This is a genomic window from Arthrobacter sp. StoSoilB5 (genome assembly GCF_019977235.1).
Taxonomy (GTDB): Bacteria; Actinomycetota; Actinomycetes; order Actinomycetales; family Micrococcaceae; genus Arthrobacter.
In genome coordinates this window covers 1,827,930-1,843,406 of sequence record NZ_AP024646.1, presented here as the reverse complement: position 1 = coordinate 1,843,406, position 15,477 = coordinate 1,827,930, and the positions used below count along the sequence as shown (strand labels likewise).

14 protein-coding genes are annotated in these 15,477 nt (G+C 62.8%); 5 read left to right on the top strand and 9 right to left on the bottom strand.

Features of this window, described 5'->3' with window-relative positions:
* Window positions 1–7: 7 nt before the first annotated feature.
* Both LDN75_RS08385 and LDN75_RS08380 read right to left on the bottom strand, forming a co-directional pair.
* Complete coding sequence (locus tag LDN75_RS08385; protein ID WP_223936670.1) at window positions 8–1,411, bottom strand: 3-deoxy-7-phosphoheptulonate synthase class II; 1,404 nt, start codon at window positions 1,409–1,411, stop codon at window positions 8–10.
* Window positions 1,412–1,477: 66 nt separating this feature from the next.
* On the bottom strand, window positions 1,478–2,269 hold the full coding sequence (locus LDN75_RS08380) for a lysophospholipid acyltransferase family protein (RefSeq protein ID WP_223936668.1): 792 nt from the start codon (window positions 2,267–2,269) through the stop codon (window positions 1,478–1,480).
* Window positions 2,270–2,378: 109 nt separating this feature from the next.
* On the opposite strand from LDN75_RS08380, the gene LDN75_RS08375 reads away from it, so the two are divergent.
* The 3 genes from LDN75_RS08375 to LDN75_RS08365 are packed head-to-tail and all read left to right on the top strand — an operon-like array spanning window position 2,379 to window position 4,514.
* Complete coding sequence (locus LDN75_RS08375; RefSeq protein WP_223936666.1) at window positions 2,379–3,167, top strand: alpha/beta fold hydrolase; 789 nt, start codon at window positions 2,379–2,381, stop codon at window positions 3,165–3,167.
* Complete coding sequence (locus LDN75_RS08370; protein ID WP_223936665.1) at window positions 3,164–3,967, top strand: alpha/beta fold hydrolase; 804 nt, start codon at window positions 3,164–3,166, stop codon at window positions 3,965–3,967. Before LDN75_RS08375 ends, LDN75_RS08370 begins: the two co-directional genes overlap by 4 nt.
* Window positions 3,954–4,514 carry a hypothetical protein gene (locus LDN75_RS08365; protein ID WP_223936664.1) on the top strand — a complete coding sequence of 187 codons (561 nt, stop codon included), beginning with the start codon at window positions 3,954–3,956 and terminating at the stop codon, window positions 4,512–4,514. The genes LDN75_RS08370 and LDN75_RS08365 overlap by 14 nt, the downstream gene beginning before the upstream one ends.
* 60 nt (window positions 4,515–4,574) lie before the next feature.
* On the opposite strand, the gene LDN75_RS08360 is transcribed toward LDN75_RS08365, so the two are convergent.
* A complete protein-coding gene (locus LDN75_RS08360) occupies window positions 4,575–5,633 on the bottom strand; it encodes an ROK family glucokinase (protein ID WP_223936663.1) in 1,059 nt (352 codons plus the stop codon).
* 187 nt (window positions 5,634–5,820) lie between these two features.
* On the opposite strand from LDN75_RS08360, the gene LDN75_RS08355 reads away from it, so the two are divergent.
* Window positions 5,821–7,632, top strand: a complete 1,812-nt coding sequence (locus LDN75_RS08355) for a long-chain fatty acid--CoA ligase (protein ID WP_223936662.1) — start codon at window positions 5,821–5,823, stop codon at window positions 7,630–7,632.
* A 91-nt stretch (window positions 7,633–7,723) separates the two neighbouring features.
* Here LDN75_RS08355 and LDN75_RS08350 read toward each other — a convergent pair whose 3' ends face one another.
* On the bottom strand, window positions 7,724–11,119 hold the full coding sequence (locus LDN75_RS08350) for a pyruvate carboxylase (RefSeq protein ID WP_223936661.1): 3,396 nt from the start codon (window positions 11,117–11,119) through the stop codon (window positions 7,724–7,726).
* Window positions 11,120–11,424: 305 nt separating this feature from the next.
* Between LDN75_RS08350 and LDN75_RS08345 the strand changes: the two genes are divergently transcribed.
* Window positions 11,425–12,234: a ParA family protein gene (locus LDN75_RS08345; RefSeq protein WP_223936660.1), complete on the top strand. Its 810-nt coding sequence runs from the start codon at window positions 11,425–11,427 to the stop codon at window positions 12,232–12,234.
* Between the two features lie 148 nt (window positions 12,235–12,382).
* Here the strand turns inward: LDN75_RS08345 and LDN75_RS08340 are convergent, their stop codons facing one another.
* From LDN75_RS08340 to gcvH, 5 genes are all read right to left on the bottom strand, one after another.
* A complete protein-coding gene (locus LDN75_RS08340) occupies window positions 12,383–12,976 on the bottom strand; it encodes a MerR family transcriptional regulator (protein WP_216922922.1) in 594 nt (197 codons plus the stop codon).
* A 236-nt stretch (window positions 12,977–13,212) separates the two neighbouring features.
* A complete protein-coding gene (locus LDN75_RS08335; RefSeq protein WP_223936659.1) occupies window positions 13,213–13,716 on the bottom strand; it encodes a bifunctional nuclease family protein in 504 nt (167 codons plus the stop codon).
* The gene (locus LDN75_RS08330; protein ID WP_223936658.1) at window positions 13,716–14,432 is read right to left on the bottom strand and encodes a MerR family transcriptional regulator; all 717 of its coding nucleotides are present in this window, start codon (window positions 14,430–14,432) and stop codon (window positions 13,716–13,718) included. The genes LDN75_RS08335 and LDN75_RS08330 overlap by 1 nt, the downstream gene beginning before the upstream one ends.
* 23 nt (window positions 14,433–14,455) lie before the next feature.
* Complete coding sequence (locus LDN75_RS08325; protein WP_223936657.1) at window positions 14,456–14,932, bottom strand: FHA domain-containing protein; 477 nt, start codon at window positions 14,930–14,932, stop codon at window positions 14,456–14,458.
* 138 nt (window positions 14,933–15,070) lie between these two features.
* The gene (gene gcvH / locus LDN75_RS08320) at window positions 15,071–15,457 is read right to left on the bottom strand and encodes a glycine cleavage system protein GcvH (protein ID WP_216922914.1); all 387 of its coding nucleotides are present in this window, start codon (window positions 15,455–15,457) and stop codon (window positions 15,071–15,073) included.
* Between the last annotated feature and the right edge of the window lie 20 nt (window positions 15,458–15,477).

The following is a 15,477-nucleotide window of genomic DNA, read 5'->3' as shown; positions in this document are numbered from 1 at the left end:
CCTCCTGCTACCTCTTTGAGAGGGCGCCTGCCACCAGGAATGCCATCTCGAGGGACTGCATGTGGTTCAGACGTGGATCGCAAACGGACTCATAGCGGTCCAGGAAAGCGTCCTGATCGATGGGATCTGCGCCACCCAGGCACTCGGCGACGTCGTCGCCGGTCATTTCGACGTGCAGGCCACCCGGCACCGTACCCAGGGAGTGGTGTACTTCAAAGAATCCACGTACTTCATCAATCACGTCGTCGAAGTTGCGGGTCTTGTATCCGTTGGGCGAGGTCACTGTGTTGCCGTGCATCGGGTCCGTCACCCAGAGTACCTGGGCACCTGAGGCAGTGACGCGCTCGACGACGGCCGGCAGCTTCTCGCGGATGTTCTTGGCACCCATGCGGGTAATGAATGTCAGGCGGCCGGGCTCGCGGTTCGGGTCCAGTTTGTCGATAAGGCGCAGGGCGTCGTCCCCACTGGTGGTGGGGCCAAGCTTGACGCCGATGGGGTTCCGCACACGGGACAGGAAGTCCACGTGGGCATGATCGAGTTCGCGGGTCCGCTCGCCAATCCAGAGGAAGTGGGCGGAAGTGTCGTACGGCAGGCCGGTACGCGAGTCGATGCGAGTCAGTGCTCGCTCGTAGTCCAGCAGCAGTGCCTCATGGCTGGCGAAGAACTCAACACGCTTGAGCGCCTCGAAGTCAGCGCCACACGAGTCCATGAACATGATGGCACGGTCAATGTCACGGGCAAGGGACTCATACCGGGCATGTGCCGGGTTCTCCGTGAAGCCCTTGTTCCACTGGTGGACCAGGCGAAGATCTGCGAAGCCGCCCTGGGTGAACGCCCGGATGAGGTTCAGGGTGGACGCCGAAGTGTGGTAAGCCTGCAGCATCCTGCCGGCGTCGTGCGCGCGGGACTCCGGTGTGAAATCGTAGCCGTTGACGATGTCTCCGCGGTACGCGGGAAGCGTCACGCCGTCGCGCGTTTCATCGTTGGACGAGCGGGGCTTGGCAAACTGGCCTGCCATCCGGCCCATCTTGATCACCGGCATCGCCGCACCATACGTGAGCACCACGGCCATCTGGAGGATCGTTTTGACGCGTGCGCTGATCTTGTCGGCCGTCGCGGCTTCAAAGGTCTCCGCACAGTCTCCACCCTGCAGAAGGAAAGCCTTGCCCTGGGCGGCCGCAGCCAAGCGCTCCCGTAGTACGTCCACCTCGCCGGCAAAGACCAGCGGCGGAACGACGGAAAGTTCCTTAACGGAGGCCTTGAAGACTTCTGAGTCAGACCACGTGGGCTGCTGGGAAATAGGCAGGTCCCGCCAGGCGTCGAGCCCGGGGTAATTTGCGGCCCCGCTCTGGGCGGTGCTGGCGAGTGGGTCTACTACAGGGGTTGCGGTGTTCGCGGTTAGCTCAGTCACCCTTCAAGAGTAGTAGCCTCCGCCAAGGTTGGGGCACTGCAGGCGTAACTGTCACTGCCGGATGCGTCACAGTGCCCCGCTGCCTGCTCCCCCATCCTCCTTGGGTTGGTCCTTGTCATCGGCAATGTCTGAAGGTGCCTCCTCGGCTGCCTTGACTTTCCCTACCGTCCCAGGGCCTTTGCCATCCAACCGGGCCTTGACCACTGCGGCATATTCGTCCACATACTCCTGGCCGGAAAGCCGCATGAGTTCGTACATGATTTCGTCAGTTGCGGCCCTTTGAATGAGCCGGTCATCCTCCATGCCGTAGTAGCGGCTAAAGTCCAAGGGCTGCCCGAAGATCACGCCGATACGCCGGATGCTCGGCAACCTCTTGCCAATGGGCTGGACCTTTTCCGTGCCGATCATGGCTACCGGCACCACAGGGACCCGGGTTTGTAGTGCGAGTCGTGCAACACCTACCTTGCCGCGGTAGAGCTTGGCGTCCGGACTCCGGGTGCCTTCCGGGTAGATGCCCAACAGCCCACCGGAATTCAGGACGTCCTTCCCGGCTTGCAGGGATAGCTCCGATGCGGCGCCGCCGGAACGGTCCATGGGCAACTGGTTGCTCAACCTGAAGAACAGCGCGGTCAAGCGGCCCTTGAGGCCCTTGCCGGTGAAGTACTCGGACTTGGCAAGGAAGATCACCGGCCGATCCACCATCAGGGGAAGGAAGATGGAGTCCGAGAAGGACAGATGGTTGGACGCCAGGATTGCGGGGCCGTTTTCGGGGACGTTGTCCAGCCCTTTGACCCATGGCCTGAACAGGAGCTTGAGAACAGGACCAAGGAAGATCCTCTTCATGACCCAATAGAACACGTTTGTCCTCTCACGGCCGTTTTACTGGCGTCCGTCCGGGCTGCTCGGCGGCACTCAACAGCAACCCTACTCCAGTGAGAAATGTCGCGAAGAGTGACACGATGGAGCCATGACGGAACGCAACCAACCAGCCGCGCCGCTCGCCTTCCACCATTCCGGCCACGGAGCCAACGCTTCCACCGGAGTAGCCATCTGCCACGGATTTACCGGTAGCCCGCTGAGCATCCTGCCCTGGGCGGAGTACCTGGCCGGTCAAGGCTTTGCGGTTTCAGTTCCCTTGCTTCCCGGTCACGGAACCAGCTGGCACGATCTTGCTACCACCCGCTGGCAGGACTGGTACAAAACGTTTGAGCGAAGCTATCTGGACCTTGCCGCCAAGACCGAAACGTGTTTCGTGGCAGGTTTGTCCATGGGCGGGGCCGTGGCGCTCCGTGTCGCTTCACGGCACGATGTTCCAGGACTGGTCCTGGTGAACCCGGGGTTGAGTTTCTATGACCGCCGGGTGCGGTACGTGGGAGCGCTCAAGTACGTCATGCCGACCACCTCGCCCATTGAGGAAGAACAACCGACGGCGACCGCCACTGACGACGGTGACTACTCGAAGACGCCGTTGAAGTCCGTGCATGAGCTGAAGAAGTTGTTCCGTCAAGCAACCCGCGCACTGCCGCAAATCCAAGCACCCGCGCTGGTCTTCAAGTCTTCGATGGACGGTGTGGTCCCGCCCAGTTCCGTGGCCATGATCACCAGGCATATGGACCCATCCCGGCTCAAGGTGGTTACCCTCCCGGCCAGCGGCCACGTGGCCACCCTGGATGTGGATGCACCCACCATCTTTGAAGAATCAGCCGAGTTTTTCCGTCAGCATGCCATGGACAGAGTAGCCTCAGAGTCATCATGAAAATGCTTCCCGATTTCTCCCCGTTCCTCAGCAACTGGACTGGCTCCGGCCCCCGCGTTGGTGTCGTCATGTCGCACGGGTTCACGGGAAGCCCGCATAGCGTCCGGCCTTGGGCCGAGCACTTGGCAGCGGCGGGATATGCCGTCAGGGTTCCGTTGCTCCCCGGTCACGGAACAACCTGGCAGGACATGGCCACCCGTTCATGGCGCGAATGGCACCGCGCTGTTGACGATTCCTACAGGGAACTGGCTGGCGAATGCGATTTCGTTTTCGCGGCCGGGCTCTCCATGGGCGGCACGCTGGCGCTGCGCATTGCGGCGACACGGCCTGTGGCCGGCACCATCGTGGTCAACCCGGGCTTGGTGCTTGATGACCCGCGAGCTGTCATCGTTGCTGCACTCAAGTACGTCATGAAGAGCACTCCGGCCATCGCCAATGACATTTTGAAGCCCGACCAGGACGAAGGGGCGTATGCCCGTACCCCGGTTGCGGCGGCCCACGAGTTGAAGAAGATGTATAAGGACACTGCCGCGATGCTGCCGCGCATTACATCGCCCGTCCGGGTCTTCCGATCCACTGTGGACAATGTCATCTCCAACGCCAGCCTTGAATTCCTCCGGGCACGGGTCCAGGCTCCCGTTGACGTCACGTACCTCGGCAACAGCCATCATGTTGCGACCCTTGACAACGACGCCCCTGAGATCTTCGCGGGAACTGTCGACTTCATCCAAAAGACCATGGCGGCCCTGGCCGGCGACGGGTCTTCCCTCGAGAAGGACAAAGCCGATGAACAGGCCTGATCCCAACTCTGCCGATCAGAGCGCCAACAAGGATGACGACGCCATCTGGTTGGATTTGGTGGCCCGGCTGGAAGCAACGGAATCGTCGACGCTCAATGATGCCCCGGAACGGGGTCGGCAGGGACCTGATGGGGCAGGAGCCGGACCAGCCAAGGAAGACGCACCAAAGGGCTTCAAGGACTTTGATCCGCTGGGACTGTCGTCTCCGGCCGCGGCAGCAACGCCTGAGGCCCAAACAGCGGACGGGGGACCCGAAGAATTGGAAGGCAGGTCTCTGGGTCCCCGGGATTTCGAGGTGGACGATGACGACGACGGCTTCGTCCCCGAGGATCCTCCCAGCCTGGTTGGAACCGAGCCGCTGACCATGCTGGCATGGATCGGTGCCGTGGGTGGGCCGCTCGCGCTGCTTTTTACCGCGATGTTTTGGCGTTCGGCACCCTTGCTGGCCATCCTTGGCATAGTGGCGGCCTTTGCAGCTTCCGTCATCTACCTCATCATGCGGCTACCGCATGAGAAGAATGAGGACGACGACGGCGCACGCATCTAAGTGCCCCTGCCGGCTGGACTGGTCATGGGCAGCCGACTGGCCTGGTCACGGGCCGCCGGCCTAGTTATGGGCACGGCCACTGACCCGGGAAAGGTCTGCAGCGCCAATCATGCCGGCACGGGGCCCCAGGGCGGCAAGCTCAATCCTTGCCATCGGACGAAATCCGCGGCCCGTAAGGTTTCTGGCGAATGCCTCACGAGCAGGCCCGACAAGCAGGTCCCCGGCGTCGCACAAACCGCCGCCGATCACGAACATGCCCGGATCCAGGGCCGCGGCGAGGTTCGCCAGCCCCAGGCCCAGCCATTCGCCCTGGTCCGCCAGCAGTTCCCGCGACGTGGAATCCCCTGCAAGAGCCAAGGCTGTGACTGCAGCGCCCGTGATGCCCTCCTCCACACCGCCCGCCCGTTCCAGGAGTGCGCGGCCCTCAGGCGAGTTGGTCCGCACCAATTGGCGGGCTTCACGGCCGAGTGCGTTGCCCGACGCGTACTGCTCCCAGCAGCCGCGGTTGCCGCATTCGCAACGATGTCCGCCCGGGAAAATGATCTGATGGCCGAATTCGCCAGCCACGCCGTAACGGCCGCGCTCTACCCGCCCGTCCATCACCATGGCACCCCCGATGCCCGTGCCCAAGGTGATGCACACCAAGCGGCTCTCACCCTGGCCGGCACCAAAGCGCCACTCAGCCCAGGCGGCCGCGTCGGCGTCGTTTGTCAGCAGAACCGGCCTCCTCAACAGAGTCTGGAGGCTTTCCCTCAGCGGCTCATTACGCCAGGCCAGATGCGGACTGAACAGGACCGTACCGCCGTCGAGGTCCATCCAACCCGCAGCGCCAATACCCACGGAGGCAATCCGGTGGTCCGCGCTGAGCTCGTCGACCAGTTCCACGATTGTCTGCTCCACGGCCCGGGGGTCGGCACCGGGCGTGGACCTGCGTGCCTCAGCAAGGATCCTGCCCTCGGCATCGACTACGCCGGCAGCTACCTTGGTGCCGCCGATATCGATGCCGATGGCAAGCCCCCGCCTGCCCAAATGACTCCTGCGCCCAGCCCAGGGAACGTCCTTCAAGGCAGCGACGGGTGGCCGGGGCCGGGCACGGGAACTGGACCGTAGTGAAGGCATCCCAACATCCTATTCTGCCGGCATCGGCAGCCAGACATCTGAACCGGCGGATGGCGCCAAGTTGCTCGAAACAGAGGCTCATCCGTAAAGTTACTCGCCAGTAGGTGAAATAGGACACACCTCCGCGAGTGGGCATACTAGAGTGGAACCAGCCCCCTCGTGGCCCGTGGATATCAAAGGAGCTACCGTGCGTGAATTCAGTGTTCCGCCTCTTGTCAATGTTGCCCCTGAAACCAACATCACGGACCTCGTAGTCCGGGAAGCCGCCAAGGCCTCCAACCCGGCACTGTTCGCCAAGCTGGACAGCAATGCACAGTGGCAGGACATCCGCGCCACTGACTTCCTTGCCGACGTCAAAGCCTTGGCCAAGGGCCTTATCGCCAGTGGAGTGGGCGCCGGCGACCGCGTGGGCATCATGTCGCGCACCCGGTACGAGTGGTCCTTGGTGGACTTTGCCATCTGGTTCGCTGGAGCCGTTTCCGTCCCGATCTATGAGACCTCTTCCCCTTCCCAGGTGGCATGGAACCTGGGCGACTCCGGCGCTGTGGCAGCCTTCGGTGAAGCCGCGCACCACGAGGACATCATCCGGCAGGCCGTCGCCGCCGAAGACATACAGTCAGTGGCCAACGTCTGGCAACTTGAGGGGGCCGGCCTTGATGCCCTCCGCACCGCCGGGGCCGGCGTGACGGATGAGGAACTCGAGGCCCGCCGCTCGGCCGCAGGCCTCTCGGACCTGGCAACCATCATTTACACCTCCGGAACCACGGGCCGGCCCAAGGGCTGCGAGCTGACCCACGGAAACTTCGTGGAACTCTCCGAGAATGCACGTGCGGCACTTGGCGAGATCATCAACGAGTCGGCCAAGACCATCATGTTCCTCCCGTTGGCCCACGTTTTTGCGCGCTTCATCTCCGTGCTGGCCGTGGCAGGAGGCGTCAAAGTTGCCCATACTCCGGATATCAAGCATCTGCTGGCCGATCTCCAAAGCTTCCAGCCAACGTTCATCCTTGCCGTACCGCGTGTCTTCGAAAAGGTCTACAACTCAGCGCTGACAAAAGCGGAGGACAGCGGCAAGGGCGCCATCTTCCACCGGGCCGTGGACACGGCGATTGAGTACTCCAAGGCGCGCCAGGCAGGTTCCCTTGGATTGGGTTTGAAGATCAAGCATGCGGTCTTCGACAAACTCGTCTACGGAAAGCTCCGCCACGCCATGGGCGGCCATGTGGCCCACGCCGTCTCCGGCGGTGGCCCTTTAGGCGAACGCCTGGGCCACTTCTTCCAGGGCATAGGCCTCCAGATCCTGGAGGGATACGGCCTTACGGAAACCACGGCCCCGATTTCCGTCAACACGCCCTCCATGATCAGGATCGGCACCGTGGGCGCCCCGCTTCCCGGCAACGCCGTCAAAATCGCTGACGACGGCGAGATCCTCGCCAAGGGCGTCTGCGTCATGCGTGGTTACTACAAGCGGGAAGACCTCACGGAGGAAACCTTTGCCGATGGGTGGTTCCGCACCGGCGACATCGGTGAGCTGGACAGCAACGGATTCCTCAAGATCACCGGACGCAAGAAGGAAATCATTGTCACTGCAGGTGGCAAGAACGTGGTTCCGGCGCTGTTGGAGGATCAAATCCGCGCGGACGCCCTGGTTTCCCAGGTACTGGTGGTGGGTGACAACCGTCCCTTCATCGGCGCCTTGGTGACGTTGGATGAAGAGGCTTTGCCGGGATGGCTGGAACGCCATGGGCTCGCTTCCAGCACCACGCTCGCTGAAGCCGCGGAGAACGCCGTAGTAAAAGCGGCCGTCCAGGACCTCATCAGCAAAGCGAACCAGTCCGTTTCCCAGGCGGAGGCCATCAAGTCCTTCCGGATAGTTCCGGCGGACTTCACGGAAGCCTCCGGCCACCTCACTCCATCGTTGAAGGTCAAGCGTGCGCAGGTCATGAAGGACTTTGAGGCCGTGATCGAAGAAATGTACTCAGCGCCCCGCGCACACTAGGGCCCAGGCACCTCCAGTAAACAAGCCCAACGCGGCAAACGAAAAACCCCTTCCGGAATTCTTCCCGGAAGGGGTTTTCGTTGGTGGATCGCTAGCCGATCACCAGCAGCAAGTCGCCGCCTTGGACCTGCTCCACCGAGGAGATGGCGAGGCGCGAGACCGTGCCGGCCACAGGCGTCGTGATGGATGCTTCCATCTTCATTGCCTCAATCGTGGCAACGGTGTCGCCCGCGTTGACGACGTCGCCCGCTTTCACCGTTACCGTGACGGCCCCGGCGAACGGGGCTGCGACCTGGCCGGGCTGTGCGGGGTCGGCCTTCTCTGCCGCCTTGACGTTGCTCACCACGGAACGGTCACGGACAACGACCGGACGCGACTGGCCGTTGAGCGTGCACATGACCGTGCGCATGCCCTTCTCGTCGGCCTCGGAGACGGCTTCCAGCTGCGCGATCAGCCGTACACCCTTCTCCAGCTCGATGACGTGCTCAGCGCCGCGCTGCAGCCCGTAAAGGTAATCGCGTGTGTCCAGCACGGAGATGTTGCCGTAGGTCTCAACGCTCTTGAGGTAGTCCTTGGTAGGACCTGCGAAGAGAAGCCGGTTCAGCGTGTGCTGGCGGGTCTTCGAATCACCCTTCAGCGCGGCACTGTCCTCGGCGCTGATCTCGATGTCACGCACCTTGATGCTGCGGCCTTGGAGGGCCTTGGTACGGAACGGCTCAGGCCAGCCTCCGGGAGGATCGCCGAGTTCGCCGGAAAGGAAGCCAATGACCGAATCCGGGATGTCGTAGTTCTGCGGATTCTCATTGAAGTCCGCGGGATCTGCGTTGAGTCCAACCAGGTGCAGGGCGAGGTCGCCCACCACCTTGGAGGACGGAGTCACCTTGACCAGGCGGCCCAGGATGCGGTCTGCAGCCGTGTACATGTCCTCGATGGCTTCGAACTGCTCCCCCAACCCCAACGCAATGGCCTGCTGGCGAAGGTTGGACAGCTGGCCACCGGGGATTTCGTGCTGGTAGACGCGGCCTGTGGGACCGGGCAGGCCGGACTCGAAGGGCGCGTATACGCGGCGGACGGCCTCCCAGTAGGGTTCCAGCGCACCGACGTTTGCCAGGTTAAGCCCGGTATCGCGCGGTGTGTTGGCCAAGGCTGCAACGAGGGCCGACGCGGCAGGCTGGCTGGTAGTGCCTGCCAGCGAAGCAGCGGCGACATCGACGGCGTCGACTCCGGCATCGACGGCTGCCAGCAGCGTGGCGAGCTGGCCACCGGCGGTGTCGTGCGTGTGCAGGTGGACCGGAAGGTCGAAGCGCTCACGCAGGGCCGAGACGAGCTTGGAAGCCGCAGCGGGACGCAGGAGTCCTGCCATGTCCTTGATGGCCAGGATGTGGGCACCGGCGTCGACGATTTTCTGGGCAAGGTCCAGGTAGTAGTCGAGGGTGTACAGGTCCTCATTCGGGTCAAGGAGGTTGCCTGTGTAGCAGAGTGCGACCTCTGCGACGGCAGTCCCCGTTGCACGCACAGCCCGGATTGCCGGAGCCATCTGGTTGACGTCGTTGAGGGCGTCGAAGATGCGGAAGATGTCAATACCGGTGGCCGCGGCCTCGTTGACGAACGCCTCGGTCACCTCTTCCGGGTACGGCGTGTAGCCAACGGTGTTGCGCCCGCGGAGCAGCATCTGGATACATGTGTTCGGCAGCGCCTGGCGCAAAGCAGCCAAGCGGTCCCAGGGATCCTCGCCAAGGAAGCGGAGCGCGACGTCGTACGTTGCACCGCCCCAGGCCTCCACCGAAAGCAACTCCGGCATCAGGGCGGTGACTGCCGGGCCGGCAGCCACGAGGTCGCGGGTACGGACACGGGTGGCCAGCAAGGACTGGTGGGCATCACGGAACGTGGTGTCCGTAACGGCCACAGCCTGCTGTTCGCGCAGTGCCTTGGCGAATCCCTCAGGACCGAGCTCCAGCAGCCTCTGGCGGGAACCGGAGGTGGGGACCGGACCTTCAACGACGGGCAGCTTGGTGGCGGGGTCGGAGTGGACCGTGAGCTCGCCATTGGGCTTGTTGACGGTGACATCGGCAAGCCACGTCAGCAGCTTGGTGCCGCGGTCCGCGGAGATGTGCGACTTGAGCAGCTCCGGACGCTTGTCGATAAAGTCCGTGGCCACGTTGCCGGCGTTGAAGTCCGGATCGGCGAGCACGGCCTGCAGGAAAGGAATGTTGGTGGACACGCCACGGATGCGGAATTCCGCCAGGCCGCGTCGCGCACGGGCAACGGCGGCCGGGTAGTCGCGGCCACGACAGGTCAGCTTGACGAGCATCGAGTCGAAGTGCGGGCTGATCTCGGCGCCGGAGTAGACCGTGCCGCCGTCGAGACGCACGCCGGCGCCACCAGCTGAGCGGTAACCCGTGATCTTTCCGACGTCAGGACGGAAGCCGTTGGCCGGGTCCTCTGTGGTGATGCGGCACTGCAGGGCGGCGCCCTTGATGGAGACCGTTTCCTGGCTCAACCCGAGATCTGCCAGGGTCTCGCCGGAGGCAATGCGCATCTGCGCCTGGACGAGGTCCACATCGGTGATTTCCTCGGTGACGGTGTGCTCCACCTGGATGCGGGGATTCATTTCGATGAAGACGTGCTGGCCTGCACGCTCGCCTTCGGTGTCAACCAGGAACTCGACGGTTCCGGCGTTGACGTAGTTCAGGGCCTTGGCGAAGGCCACTGCATCACGGTAGAGCGCTTGGCGGATGTTTTCATCCAGGTTCGGTGCGGGCGCGATTTCCACGACCTTCTGGTGACGGCGCTGCAAGGAACAGTCACGCTCGAACAGGTGCATCACGTTGCCCTCGGCATCCGCCAGGATCTGCACTTCGATGTGGCGCGGACGCAGCACGGCCTGCTCAAGGAACATGGTGGGATCGCCGAAGGCGGCATCGGCCTCGCGCATTGCTGACTGCAGGGCTTCGGGGAGGGCTTCACGTGTCTCCACGCGACGCATGCCACGTCCACCACCGCCGGCCACAGCCTTGGCGAAGATCGGGAAGCCGATTTCGTCTGCTGCCGCGATCAGTTCGTCGAGGTCCTTTGACGGCTTGCTCGACTTCAACACCGGGACACCGGCCCTGCGGGCAGCTTCCAGTGCGGCAACCTTGTTGCCTGCGAGCTCCAGGACCTCCGCAGGCGGGCCTACGAAGGTGATCCCCGCGGCCTTTGCTGCACGCGCCAAGTCGGGGTTTTCCGAGAGGAAGCCATAGCCGGGGTAAATGGCGTCGGCGCCGGCTTCCTTGGCGACGCGGACAACCTCCTCGACGTCCAGGTAGGCGCGGACGGGGTGGCCCACCTCGCCGATCAGGTAAGCTTCGTCGGCCTTCTGCCGGTGGATCGAGTTACGATCCTCGTGCGGAAAGACGGCTACGGTCTTGGCGCCCAGTTCATAACCAGCGCGAAACGCCCTGATCGCGATTTCGCCGCGATTGGCCACCAGAATTTTCGAAAACATACTTCTCCTGCATCATTGCGGGTGGATCGGTCGGTGGTCACAGTGTGTAGTGCCGCCAGCATCAAACACAAATCTTTGTGGCAACCATCACAATGGAATCGTCATCTGGGCTGTATATGCGTGCGCGCGACTCCCCACCGTGCTATTACCAGCACTATCCCCCAAGCGCCCGGGCGCGTAGAAAGCGGGAATCCACGGCCCTGCCCCATATGATGTTGGAGGGGCTTCGGCAAGCCCCGGCTCCGGCGGTCCCGGAGCGGAAAACAGCGCGATACGGCAACCGGCGTTAGGTTTTGGGTTTTCAAGTGCAAGTAGTCAGCATCAGCAGCCTCAAAGGCGGAGTGGGAAAGACGTCCGTGACCACCGGCCTGGCGTCCGCGGCCCTCGCAGCCGGCATTCCAACCCTCGTGGTGGACCTCGATCCCCATGCCGATGCTACGACGGCACTCGGTGTCCAGCGCGGCGAGCAGCTGGATATTGGCCGCATGCTCAAGAGCCCCCGAAAAGCCAAACTCCCCGAGAACGTTGCCAGCAGCAGCTGGGTCTCCAACGGTTCCAGCGGCGGCACGCTTGACGTGGCTGTCGGATCGGCGTTCACGGGCATCTATGACCGTCCGGACCTCGGTCGCCGGGACTTACGCAGGCTCTCGGCCGTCCTTGCAGGAACAACCAACTACGAACTTATCCTTGTCGATTGCCCGCCTTCGTTGAACGGGCTCACACGGATGGCATGGAGCGCGAGCGACCGCGTAGTACTCGTCGCCGAGCCCGGCCTCTTCTCAGTCGCCGGCACCGAGCGGACCATGCGCGCCATTCAGTTGTTCCGGCAGGAGTTTGCTCCCAACCTGGCCCCGGCCGGGATCGTTGCCAACCGGGTCCGCACCGGATCGGCAGAGCACACGTTCCGCCTGGCTGAGATGGAATCCATGTTCGGGGAACTGCTGTTGACGCCGCACATCCCCGAGCAAGCCAACTGGCAGCAGATCCAAGGGGCGGCCCATTCGGTACACCATTGGCCAGGGGATTCAGCCAAGAACTCCGCAAAGCTCTTCGATGCGCTCCTGCAGAGCCTGCTCCAAGGCCAAACGGCCACCCGGGATCGCCAACGGCGCTAGCCTCCCTATGTTCCAGCCAGAGCAACTGCCAGCAGCAGCACGTGCCGGCAGCAGCCACAACGGAAGAAGCCGCCTCCTATGCCTAGGAGGCGGCTTCTTCGTTAAGAACCAGATTCGGTGAGGTAGCAACCAGGTTTGGTGGGGCGCTCTAACCGATACGGCGCGCAACGCGCCGCTTGCTCAATTCGTCGTCCGGAAAGGACTGCTCTGCGGCGTGTTCGCTCGGAAGCGCGGCAAGGCTTCCCTCAACTTCCCGCCATACACGTCCCACGGCAATACCAAAGACACCCTGTCCGCCTTGCACGAGGTCAATGACTTCATCGGCAGAGGTACATTCGTAGACACTCGCGCCATCGCTCATCAGGGTGATCTGCGCGAGATCTTCAACGCCGCGCTCGCGAAGGTGCTCGACGGCTGAGCGGATCTGCTGCAGGGACACACCGGTGTCAAGCAGACGCTTGACCACCTTGAGCACCAGGATGTCCCGGAAACCATAGAGGCGTTGCGAGCCGGAACCCGCAGCACCGCGGACGGCTGGCTCAACCAAGCCCGTGCGCGCCCAATAGTCCAGCTGACGGTACGTGATACCTGCAGCCTTGCACGCAGTCGGGCCGCGGTAGCCCGCGTCCTCGTCCAGCACAGGAAGGTCCTCTGTGAAGAGCAAACCTTGGGCGCCGGATGCGGGCGCAGCAATGCCGGTCGAGGCCTGCTTCAGCTCGCCTGCTTCGCCTTTCGGACTCACGTGACCTCCTTGTTCTCAGTTCCCTTGGGGACGGTGCCTACCACTGATCACAACGCCGAAATTCAGCCGTGTAATTCCCACAAGCCGCACCTTCCAGTGTGACTTGCGCGGGCAGTGTATGCAACGGGAACTTGATACCTTCGACGTTAGGCCCGGGAGGCCCCTAGGTCAAAGACCCCGGGCGCAAAATCCGGTCGTGTCGAAAGTTTCACCCTCAACTTTAGGCTTAGGGTGACTCAGCCTTCGAAATCCTCAGGTTCGACGTCGTCCAGGAACTCCCGGAAACGCCGCATTTCACGTTCTTCGTCCACGCTGGGACCTGGCTCTGAATCTTCGCCTTCGTCGTGCTCGGTGATCCGGACCCCGGCCTCGTCCATCACAGCGTCCGCACACCAAATGCGGCACTTCGCCCGCAATGCAAGCGCCAACGCATCAGAAGCGCGCGAACTGACCACGGTGCCGTCGTCGAATTGCAGCTGTCCATAGAAGATGTTGTCTTCGACTGCCACGATGTTGACGCTGATGATGGAATGCCCCAAGGACTCTACGACGTCGATCAGGAGGTCGTGAGTCATCGGCCGCGGTGGGACAACGCCTTGCTGGGCCAAGGCGATGGCACTGGCTTCAGGTGTGCCGATCCAGATGGGGACGTGCCGCTCCCCCTTGATTTCCCGCAGGAGTACCAAGGGCTGGTTGGACGGCAGTTCGATCCGGACGCCGACAATTTCAACTTCGATCATCAGGTGTCCATCCGGGAGATACGGTCGTGGACAAGCGCCCTGTGCAGTGTCAGGCACAGTTCGCTGATTTCACGCGCTGCCTCGGCAGCGCGTGCTTGGGACGCGGCGTCGCGGCGGGACGTCAGGGGCGCAACTGCCCTTTCCACCAGGCCGAACTCGCGTTCGGCTGCAGCCTGGAACGGGCGGAGGTGGCGCGGCTCCAGGCCGTGACCCTCCAATTGGACGCAGGCGCGCGCCACCTGGAGGGCGTGTTCGTCGAACTTGCCGCCAACGTGGCTGATCAGTCCGAAACTCAGGAGCGATTCCAGCAAAGGCACGCTTGCGCCCGATTCGGTGCGGAGTTGCTCTTCGGTCAATGCGCGGGCGCGCCCCTGGATTTCCGCAGCCATTTCCGCCGAAACCACCCGGGGGGACACCGTGACGCCCGGAGGCAGGTTCTCGGGCCGTTCCCCGCGATCGATCGCGTCCAGATAATCCTTGATGACCTTGAGTGGCAAGTACTGGTCACGCTGCAGGGCAAGAACAAAACGGAGGCGCTCAACATCACTGTCCGCGTACTGCCTGTACCCCGCAGGGGTCCGCTTGGGATTAATGAGGCCCTTTTCCTCAAGAAAGCGGATTTTGGACGCTGTCATGCCGGGAAAGTCGTCGCTCAATTGAGCCAGGACTTCCCCTATGTTCAGGACCTGCGGTCCGCGACGTTCCGGCTGGGCCATTGCCACAGGCAGGTACCCCGGGGTCAGACTTGGCCAGCCGGGCGGCCAGGGCTCAAGTAGTAGGTCAGACGGAACTTGCCGATCTGGACCTCATTGCCACTCTTCAGCTGCACACGGTCCACGCGGTCGTGGTTCACGTAGGTTCCATTGAGGCTACCCATGTCCACGAGTTCGAAGCCCGTTGGGGTGCGGTGGAACTCTACGTGCTTCCGGGACACAGTGACGTCATCCAGGAAGATGTCGGCATCGGGGTGCCGGCCGGCCGTCGTGGTATCGGCGTCCAGGAGGAACCGGGCTCCCGCGTTTGGTCCGCTGTGCGCAATGAGCAAGGCAGAGTCCGGCGGCAGGGCATCAACGGAGGCACGCTCTTCGGGTGCAAGCCTGGGGGCAACGCTTGGCTCATCCCACGTTGGCGTGATGCTGATCGAGGTGGTCTCCGACGAGGGTTGCTCGTCCGCGCCTTTCCCGACATTGGCTTGATTCTGTTCGCCGCCAACCATGGAATTTCCTCCTCATCCGCCAGCAGTTCCATACTCTGCCAGCCACTTCCGCCTCCCGGTACCGCCGGGCAAATCGGTTGCTGGCCCGCCTTCCCGCGTCCCCAGCTAAAGGAATGCAGCCGGGCGGGCCAGATAACTTTAGCCTACCTGTTGTTCGTACTCCGATGCACTGAGCAGGGAATCCACTGCGTCGGCTTCTGCAAGCTTTACTTCAAAAAGCCAACCGTCGCCGTAAGGATCGGAGTTGATGAGTGCCGGATCCTGGTCCAGTGAGTCATTCCGATTAATGACTTCGCCGCTAACAGGGGCATAGATATCACTGACGCTCTTGGTGGATTCAACCTCACCAACAACTTCATTCCCGGTGATCTTGGTCCCGGGTTCCGGCATCTGGGCGTAGACAACGTCGCCCAGGGCGTCCTGCGCGAAGTCGGTAATACCAATCCGCACCACGCCGTCGGCGTCAGGTGCTGAAACCCATTCGTGCTCTGCGGTGTAGGAAAGATCGGCTGGGATATTGCTCATGGGTCGCCTTTCATCGGGAC

Bases quoted from the DNA above. Each gene is read 5' to 3' on its own strand.
- LDN75_RS08375 (WP_223936666.1), top strand. From the start codon at position 2,379: ATGACGGAACGCAACCAACCAGCCGCGCCGCTCGCCTTCCACCATTCC.
- LDN75_RS08370 (WP_223936665.1), top strand. From the start codon at position 3,164: ATGAAAATGCTTCCCGATTTCTCCCCGTTCCTCAGCAACTGGACTGGC.
- LDN75_RS08365 (WP_223936664.1), top strand. From the start codon at position 3,954: ATGAACAGGCCTGATCCCAACTCTGCCGATCAGAGCGCCAACAAGGAT.
- LDN75_RS08360 (WP_223936663.1), bottom strand. From the start codon at position 5,633: ATGCCTTCACTACGGTCCAGTTCCCGTGCCCGGCCCCGGCCACCCGTC.
- LDN75_RS08350 (WP_223936661.1), bottom strand. From the start codon at position 11,119: ATGTTTTCGAAAATTCTGGTGGCCAATCGCGGCGAAATCGCGATCAGG.
- LDN75_RS08335 (WP_223936659.1), bottom strand. From the start codon at position 13,716: ATGATCGAAGTTGAAATTGTCGGCGTCCGGATCGAACTGCCGTCCAAC.
- LDN75_RS08330 (WP_223936658.1), bottom strand. From the start codon at position 14,432: ATGGCCCAGCCGGAACGTCGCGGACCGCAGGTCCTGAACATAGGGGAA.
- LDN75_RS08325 (WP_223936657.1), bottom strand. From the start codon at position 14,932: ATGGTTGGCGGCGAACAGAATCAAGCCAATGTCGGGAAAGGCGCGGAC.
- gcvH (WP_216922914.1), bottom strand. From the start codon at position 15,457: ATGAGCAATATCCCAGCCGATCTTTCCTACACCGCAGAGCACGAATGG.